Source organism: Flavobacterium sp. FlaQc-49 (genome assembly GCF_044005985.1).
Taxonomy (GTDB): Bacteria; Bacteroidota; Bacteroidia; order Flavobacteriales; family Flavobacteriaceae; genus Flavobacterium; species Flavobacterium cupriresistens.
The window spans coordinates 122,494-135,510 of the sequence record NZ_JBIPCS010000007.1 but is presented as its reverse complement, the minus strand read 5'-3'; the positions used below and the strand labels follow the sequence as shown (position 1 = coordinate 135,510).

The following is a 13,017-nucleotide window of genomic DNA, read 5'->3' as shown; positions in this document are numbered from 1 at the left end:
CCAGATGCAAAGACCTGAACTGAAGAAAAAAACGTAAGTATCCTAATTATTCTAAAAAAATAAAAATAGGACTAGGCAGAAACAATCATAAACTTGAATTTTTAAGACGATAAATATAGGTATTATTTTCTTACTAAGAAAACACTAATCTAATAGTCTTTTACTTACCCGGCTACTGGCAATTAAAGAAGCTACAAAACCAAGAGAAATAATGGTTCCCATTACGATCAGTACATTTTCTAAAGTAAAAACGACCGGATACGCCAAAGTTGGTGTAATCATAATTAACTCATACTGTTGTTGCAGTACGACCAAGATAATACCCAACGCAAGGCCAATAACGCCACCAAAAACACTTAGTAATGTTCCCTGAAGTAAAAATATTTTCCTTAGATGATTGATTTCCGTACCCAGATTAAAAAGGGTTTTAAGATTTCCTTTTTTATCTAAAATCATCATAATCAAAGCCCCGATCAAATTAAAAAGTGCCACAATAATCACAAGGGTAAAAATAAGATAAACCGCTATATTTTCGGTATTGAGCATTTTATACAAAGACTCATTAAGCTGTGCTCTGTTTTTTACAGTAATTTTATTTTTGAAAATAGTTTCTAATTGAAGGTTAATTGCCTTTTCATCGGCATTTTCCTTTATATTAAATTCAATTCCCGAAATCTGATTCGGTTTGTACAGCAATAATTCCTGTGCTAAACCTAAGTCGGCAAACACATATTTGGAGTCTAAATCTTCGCTAATGGAATAAATCCCGACCGGTAAAACATCTGTTTTATTAAATGCTTCTTCGGGATTTTCAAAAGCTCCTTTTCCCGGTTTAGGCGCGAATATTTGCAAGGGATTTTCGAAATCTAATATGCCCATCGAAAAATCTCTTGCAATTCCATAACCAACGACTACCTGATAGGTGTCCGGTTTTAGCCATTGTCCGTTGAAAAGTTTTTTTCTGATATCGTTTACAGCGACATAATTGCTGTCAACTCCTTTTATGTAAGTAACTTGTTGTTTGTCTTTAAAAAGAAACAAAACCCGTTCCTCAATAATTTTTGTATACGAAACGACCCCATTAATTTCTTTAATCTGTTTTTCCTGATCGGGTGTAATCAAAAATGATTTTCCATAGGTACTGGTCATTTTTAAATCAGGGTCGATTTCATTTGTAAACGAAAGACTAAATACTTTTAATCCGCTAAAAACGGATAACACCACAAACAAAGCCATCGTACCAACAATAATCCCCATGCTGGCAATATAATTGATAATATTTATAGCATTGTTTTTACTTCTGCTAAAAATATAACGCTTGGCTATGTAAAATGGGAAATTCAACTTATGATTTTCTTCTTTTTTCTAAAAGATCACGATTTTCAATTGGATTTTCTCTGTTAGATAAAGCATTGTCAATTTTCTCAATATAATCTAAAGAGTCATCGATAAAGAATACCAAATTAGGTACACGACGCAATTGCAAACGAACGCGTTGTGATAAATCGTGCTTAATTAAAGTGGAGTTTGATTTTATACCCTCTAAAGTTTCTTTGGCTTTCTCCTGAGGAAAAATGCTTAAATATACGGTAGCAACCGATAAATCTGAAGTAACACTTACTTTGGATACTGAAATTACTAAATTATTAATTCCGTTTTTTCTCACTTCACCTTGCAAAATATCAACCAAATCTTTTTGGATGACACCGCCTATTTTTTTCTGTCTATTTGTTTCCATACTGCAAAAATACTATTTTAAATTTCAATCAATACCATTTCAAATAAACAATAGACTGATTTTTGCATTCGCAGTGGTTTTAAGGTGTTTTTACTCTTCTTTTTTTTAAAGTTTTTCATTCATACCCTTAGCAGATAATGGAATCTTTAGTTGCATTTTTTTGACCATCGCTATGATGAGACCTTTATTAGAGTGATATGATTAAAAAAAGTTCATAAAAAAAGGGAGCCGAGCTCCCTTTTTTTATCTATTCTGCAACCACCCTTCCGGATTGTTATTTGATGTATTTTGAAGAATCAAAAACTTAATGATTGTTTTTCCTGTATCACCACTGGTTCTTACTTTCCCGATACTTTGTTTGATATTTACTTTATCTCCTTTATTTACAAATACCTGACTTAAATTCTGATATACGGTAAAATAATCTCCATGCTGAATCATAACAGCTCTGTTAATTGGAGATAAAACCATGATACTCGCTACTTCTCCCGCAAATACGGCACGGGCATTTGCTCCTTGTTCGGTCGTAATCTCTACACCTGAATTGTGCACGGTTAATGACGGATAAAGCGGGTGCGGCTGATCTCCGTAACCAAGAGAAATAAATCCTTTTTCTACTGGCCAAGGTAATTTTCCTCTGTTTGCTTTGAAATCGGCAGCTAGAATTTTTCCTTCCGGTGTCAATGCAATTTTAGAAGAGGAAACTGGTACATTTGATGCTGTAGATCCCGGATTTTCTTTTGCTCTTTCCAGCGCTGCTTTTCTGTTGGCCTCCGCAATAGCTTCACGAATCAAACGATCGATTTGTCTGTCGATTCTTTTTGCTTCCTGCTGCTTGCTTTTGGTATCGGCAATAATTTTATTTTTATCTTTTTTGATTGAGTTAACCAGCTTTTGTTGCTCTTTTTTCTCAATCTCTAAAGCAGAACGCTCTTTCTGATTTTCGGCAATAATTTTTTTCTTGACTTGCCTCTGACCGTTTAGTTTTGTGTTGAAATTTTCTAATTCTGCCGTTTTAGATTGAATTTCTAAACCTTGATTTTTTCTGAAATTCGTATACTGTTTTAAATACTGCGCTCTTTTATAAGCTTGCAAAAAACTTTCCGAAGATAAAATAAACATAGCCCTGCTCTGCTCCGAACGACTTTTATACGATTTAAGAATCATCTTGGCATAATCCTCTTTTAGAATCGCCAATTCTTTTTTCAGTTTATTAACCTTAACTTGGTTAATATACATATCGTTACTTAAAAGTTTCTCTTGTTTTGCCGTAGTATTAATCAGCTTTTCTTTCAGCTTAATTTTATTGGCCTGAATTAAAAATACATTTACCGCTGATTTTTCTTTTTTCTTTACGGATTGCAACATCTTTTCGTTATCTCTAATTTCCTGCTGAATCTGAGCTTTACGCTGTTCCAGCTTTTCTTGTTGCGAATCTTGTGCCCACAGCATTGTAGAGGCACATATAAAAATCAGACTTAGGAGAAATTTCGGCATGTTTCTTTTTTCTTTTTGCAAATTTACTTAATTATAACCTTTTTATAGCCACTTGGTACGCTATACGGAAAAGAAAGTTGTTCGTTGAACGAAATAGTATTGTAATTTAAATTAATATCTGTTTTTCCTTTCGGCTGAATCGCATTAATTTCGATTGCAGTTGGAAGTGTTCCCTGATCAAAAACTTTACTGTCAGAATATTTAATTTCTAACATTCTGTTTTCTGATGGTTGTGAAATTTGTTCCTTTTGCAACAAATATTTTTCCGGTTCCAGAAAGAATACTTTTTTGATATTCGCTTCTTTTTGATCTTCCAGACGAAAGAGGTTTTCTACAATGGTTTGTGTGAAGTCTCCTTTTCTCAAATCTTCTAAAGCCTCACCTACCAATAAGTTTTGTACCTTACTGTAATTCAATTCTGTACCCAACCATTTGCTCAAACTCGTAAAATCGCCTTCGTAGTAAGTACTGTTTATTTTTTCGTAATAACTTACAGCTGTCGGCGTTATCAACGCTTTTGCCATGGTAATTCCCAGAAAACGAACACTTATTAAAATCTGTTTGTCTTTTTCGATTTTTATCTCGGCCGAAACATTTTGACTTTGTTTTTCATCGACATACCTTGCACTTGCTTTTATGTATACGGTTGAAAAATCTAATTTATTATCGTAATGTTTTTCTATTGCTTTTTTGTCTTTTTTTGCCTCAACTACTTCCGTTTTATTGTTTTGTACGGCAACAGCTTTAGATTTACAAGAAATCACAAAAACGGACATCGATAGTATTATTATATACTTTTTCATTTACTCTTTACTTTTTTTTCTTCAATAACTCATTTGCCTTCAAAAAGTATTCCTCTTTTTTCTTAGCATCTCCTAACCCATTGTAAGCCTCACCTAACTGAATATTAAAATTCGATTCCAGTTTTATATCGTCAACTACATAATCCAGTCCCATTTCTAAAACCGTTTTTGCATTTTTAAATTGCTTCAATTGATTGTTCCCTAAACCGGCATAATAATAAAATTGCGGTTGGCTCGGGTACACTTCAATCATATACATAGCTCTTTTTGTCATAGGCTCAAATTGTTTTGCCTGTGTATAAGCCTCCAGCAAAAGTAAATTGGTCTCGCGATCGGTATCTGAGTTTGATTTTAGATCTTTCTCATAATACTTAATGGCATTTTCAAACTGATTTTTGCTGTGATAAAACTTTCCTATTTCTTTTGCAACATCAATTTCTTTATCATTATCAAAATAAGAAATCGCTTTTTCCAGATCCGGAGCGTACTGCGGATTTTTATTCACATAAATCAAAAATTCATTTAAGGTACGGTGTTTTATTTTTGAATCAATTTTTGCACTGGACAAAATTACATTCATCGCCTTAATCGCTTTATCAGCCTGATTGGCATCTAAATACCCCTTAAACAAACTGACCTGCGCCCAATCTGAAGTCGGAATTTCTTTTGCCAATTGCTTGGCAACATCTATAGCCTTGTCCGTTTCTTCTCCTTTCGAATACAGAAAAATCAGGTTTACATAGTTGGATTCTTCTTTTGGATTCTTCTTAATCTGATCAATCAAATTGCCAATCTCTGCATTTTGATATTTCCCCTGAGACATGATCTGATTCTTATAAATTTCACGATCTGATGATTTCCCAAACTTGTCGTTCATTTCATTAATCGCAACCAACGCTTTATCGTATTGATTGGTTATCATGTATATCGAAATCAGATCGTCTTTGTACTCTTCATCAAACAAAATGATTCTTTGAATGGTTTCAATTGCGAGATTGTAATTTTTGGTTTCAAAACTTACATCATAAATTCCAAGCCAAAACCATTTGTTTTTTGGATCTAGCTGAGTCGCTTTTTCAAAAGAATCCTGTGCATTTTTATACTCTTTTAAAGCCAGATAATTTTTGCCTAATTCGAAATAAGCAACTGCATCATTGGGTTTTAACTTGATACATTTCTGCAACGAAACGATCGCCTTATCATAATTTTCAATTCCTTTTTGCTTTAATGATTCGAAAAAAGAGTCTTTATATTCGTCTGTAACCATAGCAATATCCTCCGGTTCTGTCTGAGCCATAACCGACATCGTATTACCAAAGAAAACAGAAAACAAAATTACTAAAACTCCCTTTTTCATCATTTTTATAATTTCATTTAAAACAAAAGAATACTACCTGTCTATTCTAAAACCGAATAATCACCAATACTAATACTGGTAAACTTACCATCATAGCTAACGTGATTTCCAATCATCGCATTGTCTAAATTAGCATTTTTTATTTGAGAAAACGTTTGTACTAAACTATTTTTAATGGTACTGTCAATCACATGACATCCTTTTCCTAATGAAACGTTTGGTCCTACCGTTGCGTTTTTCAACACTACGTTTTCACCAATATAACAAGGCGGAATAATTGTTGCGTTTTCTAATTTCACATCAAAGTCTACTAAATGTTCTCCATCGTTATGCAAAAATCCGAGCATTCTCGTATTTGTTTCAACAGTCACATCTTTGTTTCCACAGTCCATCCACTCATCAACACTTCCGGTTTTAAAAACTTTTCCGTTTGCCATCATGGCTTTAATTCCGTCGTTAATCTGATATTCTCCTCCATTTTGGATGTTATTGTCCAAAACATTCTGAAGTTCTTTTTTCAAATCACCCACTTCTTTAAAGTAGTAAATTCCGATAACAGCTAAATCACTTACAAACTCTTTTGGTTTTTCAACCAATTCAATAATTTCATTGTTTGCGTTTAATTTTACAACACCAAAAGCTTCAGGTTGTTCAACTTGTTTTACCCAAATTACCGCATCAGCTGATGGATCTAATTCGAAATCAGCTCTGATTAAAGTATCCGCATAGGCAATAACTGCCGGGCCTGATAACGATTCTTTTGCACACATAATAGCATGTCCGGTACCTAAAGGTAAGTCCTGACGGTAAATAGATGCTTTTGCTCCTAAACTACCTGCTAACTCTTCCAGACTCTCCACAAGATCCTCTCCAAAAAAAGCAGGATCTCCAAGAATAAAAGCAACTTCATCGATTGGTTCTTTTAAAATCTCAGCAATGTCTTCAACTAAACGATGAACGATTGATTTACCTGCAACTGGAATTAATGGTTTAGGAACAGTTAAAGTATGTGGTCTAAGTCGTGATCCACGACCTGCCATTGGAACGATTATTTTCATTTGTTTTTTATTTTTTATGGGAAGATTTAAAATCTTCAATTGGTTTGGTTTGTTGTAAAGTTTATAAACGGAAAATCGAGACTGTAAATTATTTTACTCCCGTACTTCCAAAACCGCCTTCACCTCTAGAGGTTATAGAAAGTTCTTCTACTTCTACCCATTCTGCTCTTTCATGTTTGGCGATAATCAACTGTGCAATTCTTTCTCCGTTTTCGATTACGAAAACTTCATTTGATAAATTTACTAAAATTACACCTATTTCTCCTCTATAATCCGCATCTACAGTACCAGGAGAATTTAAAACCGTAACTCCTTTTTTTGCTGCAAGACCACTTCTTGGTCTTACCTGTGCTTCATATCCGATTGGTAATTCAATAAAAAGTCCCGTTTTTACGATGGTTCTTTCCAGTGGTTTTAAAGTTATTGATTCTGTTAAATTAGCGCGCAAATCCATTCCAGCCGAAGCAATTGTTTCGTAGTTTGGTAAATCGTGCTGTGATTTATTTATAATTTGTATTTTCATTTTTATATTAAATTCTAAAAAAATAAAATTGGATTTAACCCCATTCTATTTTCTATTCATAATTCCTTTGATTGTATCTTTTTCATTGTGATAAACAAAATAAATAAAGATTAAAAGTAATGGGATTCCAACGTAATATTTCTCTCTGAATCCGTAAAAAGAAATAGCAGAAAATGCGATTGAAATTCCTAAATAAGCCCCTATTTTCTTCATGTCGTAGGGAATAGGATAATATTTATTTCCTAAAACATATGATATTAACATCATACTTCCATATGCTGAAATAGTTGCAATTGCGGATCCGTAATAACTGTATTTTGGAATTAGAAAGTAATTCAAAACCAACGTTACTATAGCACCAACGATAGAAATATAGGCTCCAATTTTGGTTTGATCTGTCAGTTTATACCAAACCGACAAATTGTTGTAAATTCCTAAGAAGAAATTCGCCAGTATGATTAAGGGCACGACCTTCATCGCTTCCCAATAGGATTTATTGTCCAGTAAAAGAAATTTCAGGAAATCTGCAAAAACAATTACACCCAATAAAATCAGTGAACCAAAAATAACGAAGTACTTCGTGATCACGGCGTAGGTCTGTGGGGCGTTGGCGTTTTTGGCGTGACTAAAAAAGAACGGTTCAATACCCAATCTAAAGGCAGTTGCAAACAAAACCATAAACAAACCTAACTTGTAACAGGCAGAATAAGCTCCAACCTCAGATTTAGCCAAATTTTCAGGCAGTAAATAACCTAGTAAGATTTTATCAAAATGTTCGTTAACGGCAAACGCTAGTCCGGCAACCAGAATAGGTAAACCATATTTCATCATCTTTTTCCAAAGTACCGGATCGAATTTTCGTCCAAGCGAAAGATAATTTGGAGATAATACAACAAAAGTGGCCAAACTGGCTAATAAGTTGGCTATGAAAATATAAGCGATCTGGAAGTTTTCAATATATAAATTATCCCAAACTGAATTTGGGTTTGCGATGGCGAGTTTGGGTAGGTATATTAAAAAGAAAAAATTTAATACCATGTTTATTACGACATTTCCAATCTTTATTGCCGCATAAACCATTGGCCTCTGATTGGCTCTAAGTTTAGAAAATGGCACTAAAACCAGCGCATCTAGAACTAAAATCCAAACTGAATACGTAATATACTGTGAATCTACTTCAGCCCAATTTGCCAACGTATTTCTAAAAATTAATGCGGCAAACAAAAATCCAATTGAAGACCAGAATATTGATATTGTCGCTGTAGCGATAACATTCTTTTTATCGTCTTCTGCGCTATAAAACCTAAAAAATGCCGTTTCCATTCCATAAGAAAGCACTACGTTAAAGAAGACCATCCAGGATAAAACGATAGAAACTTCCCCGTACTCCGCCGTTGGTAAAATACCGGTATACAAGCGTACTAATAAAAAACTTAGCATTCGCGGTAACACCGTCGCTAGTCCATAAATAGCCGTTTGTTTGAATAGATTTTTATATAATCCCAAAATATACTTGTAATAAAGTTCGTAAAACAAAAATAACCAATTCTTTCGTTTATTATTGCTTTTGTTGATTCAATAAAAAACGCAGCAGGTCTTTTTAGTGTGTTAATTTTGTTTCATCCAAAATTTTAACAAAATGAAAGCCTTTGGGCCCATAACCTTGATTATAATAGAAACGATGCGCTGCAAAATTACCGGTAAAAGCATCTAGAACAATGCTGCTACAATCAGAATCTAAAGCCTTTTGCTCGATATAATCTGTTAATAATTTTCCAATTCCTTTAGATCGCTGTCCGGGATCAACAACAAAATTATCTATTTCGAGATATTTACCGGTCCATAATTTAGTTGCGGTCCAACAACCGGTAATTCCCACACATTGCTCTTCTTCAAAGACGCCTATTTGGATATAATTACGCGGTACCATCTCAGAAAGATAAGCTTCGTATTTTTCAATAGTTAGATTCGGATAAAGAAATCGCATGGTTTCAATTTGTGCCAGCATTTCCGGGATCGTAGTAAGTTCTTGTATTTGTAGTTTCATTGGTGTAAAAATAGAGGACAAAAATACTTAATTTTTTTTCATTGCCTGTTATATAATTCACAGCCCATGGTGCGAAATATATAAATAAAGGCTAAAAATTCTGTAATTCTTTTTATCCATACTTTTCTAAATTTGCTAAACAGGGATTGATAACAGCTGATCTGTAACCCTACAAAAACAGAGCATTGGGACTAATAAAGCTTGTTTGTTCCCAAAAAAGACAAAGCATTGCGGATTTTAAGGTTTCTGCAACTCAATTCTAAAATGGTGTCGATTCTTGTTTTTTGAGTAAAATGAGAATCACCATTTTATAACTATACAGAAAGAAAAACAGTTCTATAAAAAAAGAGCAGACAATCGTATGACTGTCTGCTCTTTTTATTTCTCTTAAATAAATTATCCGTTCAAAGCTTCTGCTCCACCAACGATCTCTAAGATTTCGTTAGTAATAGATGCTTGACGTGCTTTATTGTAAGTCAATTTTAATTGGTTTCTCAATTCAGTTGCGTTGTCAGTTGCTTTGTGCATGGCTGTCATACGCGCTCCATGTTCTGAAGCAAATGAATCACGAATTCCTTTATATAATTGTGTTTTTAATGATTTAGGAATCAAAGTCAACACGATTTCTTCTTTTGAAGGCTCAAAAATATAATCTCCAGTTGAAACCGGTACATCAGATTTAATTGGAGCTAACGGTAAAAATTGCTCAACCTGAACGATTTGAGTAGCGGCATTTTTAAATTGATTGTATATCAATTCGATTCTGTCGTACTCTCCTGTCAAGAATTTTTCAGTTAAGTTATCTGCAATTGCAGCAACATTATCAAAAGTTAAATGATCAAAAATTGCATTATGATGACCGTGAACTTTATGCGTTTTAACTAAAACATCGTTTCCTTTTTTACCAATAGGAAAAACATCTACTTGTTTTCCTGCGTAAAACTGAGTACGGTTTTTAGTCTCTTTAATAATGTTAGTATTAAAAGCGCCACATAAACCTCTGTTCGAAGTTATCGCAACAAGTAATACTTTTTTTACTTCACGTTGTGTTGTATAATCTCCTCCTACTTCACCATCAAGTGTAGCCGAAAGATTTTGCAACAACTCCGTTAATTTCTCGGCATAAGGGCGCATCGCAGTGATTGCATCTTGTGCTTTCTTAAGCTTTGCAGCAGAAACCATTTTCATAGCCGATGTAATCTGCATCGTCGATGAAACGGAAGTAATTCTATTACGGATTTCCTTTAAATTTGCCATCTATTAATTAGAAAATGTGACAATTTGAAAATTAGATAATCAGAAGTATCCGGAGATATTTTCTAATTATCTAATTGACTAATTCTCTTATTAGTTATATTTTGCTGAAATTTCTTTTGCTGCTTTTTCGATAACATCAGTGATGTTGTCATCTAACTTACCAGCTTTTAAAGCATTAAGAGTATCTTTATGCTTGCTGTTTAAGTATGCTAAGAAATCAGCTTCGAATTCTTTTACTTTATTTACAGGAACGTTTCTTAATAAGTTTTTAGAACCAGCGTAAATAATAGCTACTTGATTTTCTACTGTATAAGGATCGTTTAAACCTTGTTTCAAGATTTCAACGTTTCTTTTTCCTTTTTCAATTACGTTTAAAGTAACAGAATCTAAGTCAGAACCAAATTTAGCAAAAGCTTCTAATTCACGGAATTGAGCTTGATCTAATTTTAAAGTTCCAGAAACTTTCTTCATAGATTTAATCTGTGCATTACCTCCAACACGAGATACTGAGATACCTACGTTGATCGCAGGACGTACTCCAGAGTTGAACAAATCTCCATCAAGGAAAATCTGACCATCTGTAATCGAGATTACGTTTGTTGGGATATAAGCAGAAACGTCACCAGCTTGAGTTTCGATAATTGGTAAAGCAGTTAATGAACCACCACCTTTTACGATAGACTTAATAGAGTCCGGTAAATCATTCATGCTTTTAGCAATTCCATCATCAGCAATTACTTTACAAGCACGCTCTAATAAACGAGAGTGTAAGTAGAAAACGTCTCCAGGATATGCCTCACGTCCCGGTGGTCTTCTTAATAAAAGAGAAACCTCACGGTAAGCAACCGCTTGTTTAGATAAATCATCATAAACAATTAAAGCCGGACGACCTGAATCTCTAAAATATTCCCCAATTGCAGCACCTGCGAAAGGAGCATAAACTTGCATTGGAGCTGGATCAGAAGCATTAGCTGCAACAATAACGGTATACGCCATTGCACCTTTTTCTTCTAACATTTTAGCAATTCCTGCTACAGTTGAAGCTTTTTGCCCAATTGCAACATATATACAGAATACAGGTTTTCCTGCATCGTAAAATTCTTTTTGATTTAAGATAGTATCGATACAAACAGTTGATTTACCTGTTTGACGGTCACCGATTACAAGCTCACGTTGTCCACGACCAACCGGGATCATAGCATCTACTGCCTTAATACCTGTTTGTAATGGCTCCGTAACTGGCTGACGAAAGATAACTCCAGGAGCTTTTCTTTCTAACGGCATTTCGTATAAAGTACCTTCAATTGGTCCTTTTCCGTCAATTGGAAAACCAAGAGTGTTTACTACACGTCCTACCATTTGCTCACCTACTTTAAGAGAAGCGATACGTTGTGTTCTTTTTGCAGTTGATCCTTCTTTGATTCCTGTTGATGGTCCTAAAAGTACCACACCAACATTGTCTTCTTCAAGGTTCAATACAATAGCTTCAAGTCCGTTATCAAATTCAACTAACTCACCGTATTGTACGTTCGATAGCCCGTAAATACGAGCAATACCATCTCCAACTTGAAGTACTGTTCCTACTTCCTCTAGCGTAGCACCAGATTCAAAACCTTCTACTTGCTTTCTTAATATTGCTGAAATTTCAGCAGGTTTGATTTCCGCCATCTTAATTTATAATTTAGACACTTTTATGTGTAATAAAACTAATTACTTAACTCTCTTTTTAATACTTGTAATCTGTTTGCAACAGAAGCGTTGTATTGCTTATCGCCTATTCTTAAAATAAACCCTCCAATAATTGAAGCATCTACTGTATTTTCTATTGTTATTTTTTTATCTGACAATGTTGCAATTTTAGCTAAAACTTTAGCTTCTAATGCTGCATCCATAGGAATTGCTGTTGTAACTTTTGCTACTTCGATTCCATTGCTTTCATCAAATAATTTATTGTATTCTAAAGCTATTGCTTCTAGAATTTCAAATCTTTTATTCTCGAATAATAAATGAAATAAACCTTTGGTTACTCCATTTACATTCGCGAAAACTTCTAAAAGAGCACTTTCTTTAACTTCAACTTTTGTTGTTGGGTTCTGGATAAATGTACTCAATTCTACATTATTCTCAATTGCAGATGCAATTGATTTCATATCGTTATTGACAACTTCGGCAACACCTTTAGAGTTTGCTAAGTCCAGAATTGCTTTTGCATAACGAATTGCTGCTCTTGTACTTGCCATAATCTTAGTTTAGCTTTACATCACCTAACATTTTCTCTACTAATTTAGCTTGAGAATCCTTGTTAGATAATTCGTCTTTCAATAATTTTTCAGCAATTTCAAGTGACAATGAAGAAACTTGAGATTTTAAATCTGCCATTGCTGCATTTTTTTCAACTTGAATAGCAGCTTTTGCTTGCTCAATCATTTTCAAGCCTTGCTCTTGTGCTTCTTTTTTAGAATCAGCTACTATTTGCTCTTTCATTTCACGAGCTTCTTTTAATAAAGCATCACGTTCAATTCTAGCTTCTTGTAAAATACGCTCATTATCTGCAGTCAAATTTTGCATTTCTTTACGAGCCGCCTCAGCAGAAGCTAAAGCATTATTGATAGATTCTTCACGACTTTTTACAGCACTCAAAATAGGTTTCCAAGCAAATTTTGCCAAAAGAATGAAGAAAACAATAAAGATAATTGTTGTCCAAAAAATTAAACTTTCTGGTGAAGTTAATTGCATA

13 protein-coding genes are annotated in these 13,017 nt (G+C 34.0%); all 13 read right to left on the bottom strand.

What is annotated here, in order from left to right:
• Nucleotides 1–144 precede the first annotated feature (144 nt).
• On the bottom strand, nt 145–1,344 hold the full coding sequence (locus ACHRV3_RS15390; RefSeq protein ID WP_395435291.1) for an ABC transporter permease: 1,200 nt from the start codon (nt 1,342–1,344) through the stop codon (nt 145–147).
• A gap of 1 nt (nt 1,345) precedes the next feature.
• Complete coding sequence (gene rbfA / locus ACHRV3_RS15385) at nt 1,346–1,738, bottom strand: 30S ribosome-binding factor RbfA (RefSeq protein WP_047774669.1); 393 nt, start codon at nt 1,736–1,738, stop codon at nt 1,346–1,348.
• Between the two features lie 243 nt (nt 1,739–1,981).
• Nucleotides 1,982–3,235 (bottom strand): murein hydrolase activator EnvC, encoded by a 1,254-nt coding sequence (locus ACHRV3_RS15380; protein WP_230004118.1) that lies wholly within the window; start codon nt 3,233–3,235, stop codon nt 1,982–1,984.
• A 23-nt stretch (nt 3,236–3,258) separates the two neighbouring features.
• Nucleotides 3,259–4,038, bottom strand: coding sequence for a DUF4292 domain-containing protein (locus tag ACHRV3_RS15375; RefSeq protein WP_395435290.1), 780 nt, complete (start codon nt 4,036–4,038; stop codon nt 3,259–3,261).
• Nucleotides 4,039–4,045: 7 nt separating this feature from the next.
• Nucleotides 4,046–5,395, bottom strand: a complete 1,350-nt coding sequence (locus tag ACHRV3_RS15370; protein ID WP_395435386.1) for a tetratricopeptide repeat protein — start codon at nt 5,393–5,395, stop codon at nt 4,046–4,048.
• Nucleotides 5,396–5,436: 41 nt separating this feature from the next.
• Nucleotides 5,437–6,453: a sugar phosphate nucleotidyltransferase gene (locus ACHRV3_RS15365; protein WP_395426222.1), complete on the bottom strand. Its 1,017-nt coding sequence runs from the start codon at nt 6,451–6,453 to the stop codon at nt 5,437–5,439.
• An 88-nt stretch (nt 6,454–6,541) separates the two neighbouring features.
• Nucleotides 6,542–6,976, bottom strand: a complete 435-nt coding sequence (gene dut, locus ACHRV3_RS15360) for a dUTP diphosphatase (protein WP_047774659.1) — start codon at nt 6,974–6,976, stop codon at nt 6,542–6,544.
• 45 nt (nt 6,977–7,021) lie between these two features.
• Nucleotides 7,022–8,482, bottom strand: a complete 1,461-nt coding sequence (locus ACHRV3_RS15355) for a lipopolysaccharide biosynthesis protein (protein ID WP_047774658.1) — start codon at nt 8,480–8,482, stop codon at nt 7,022–7,024.
• A gap of 94 nt (nt 8,483–8,576) precedes the next feature.
• Nucleotides 8,577–9,023, bottom strand: coding sequence for a GNAT family N-acetyltransferase (locus ACHRV3_RS15350; protein WP_395435289.1), 447 nt, complete (start codon nt 9,021–9,023; stop codon nt 8,577–8,579).
• A 396-nt stretch (nt 9,024–9,419) separates the two neighbouring features.
• A complete protein-coding gene (gene atpG, locus ACHRV3_RS15345; RefSeq protein ID WP_047774654.1) occupies nt 9,420–10,280 on the bottom strand; it encodes an ATP synthase F1 subunit gamma in 861 nt (286 codons plus the stop codon).
• A gap of 90 nt (nt 10,281–10,370) precedes the next feature.
• Nucleotides 10,371–11,948 (bottom strand): F0F1 ATP synthase subunit alpha, encoded by a 1,578-nt coding sequence (gene atpA, locus ACHRV3_RS15340; protein WP_395435288.1) that lies wholly within the window; start codon nt 11,946–11,948, stop codon nt 10,371–10,373.
• Between the two features lie 38 nt (nt 11,949–11,986).
• Nucleotides 11,987–12,520: an ATP synthase F1 subunit delta gene (gene atpH, locus ACHRV3_RS15335; protein WP_395435287.1), complete on the bottom strand. Its 534-nt coding sequence runs from the start codon at nt 12,518–12,520 to the stop codon at nt 11,987–11,989.
• A gap of 4 nt (nt 12,521–12,524) precedes the next feature.
• Entirely contained in the window at nt 12,525–13,016 is a 492-nt protein-coding gene (locus ACHRV3_RS15330) for a F0F1 ATP synthase subunit B (RefSeq protein ID WP_395435286.1), read from the bottom strand.
• Nucleotide 13,017 lies beyond the last annotated feature (1 nt).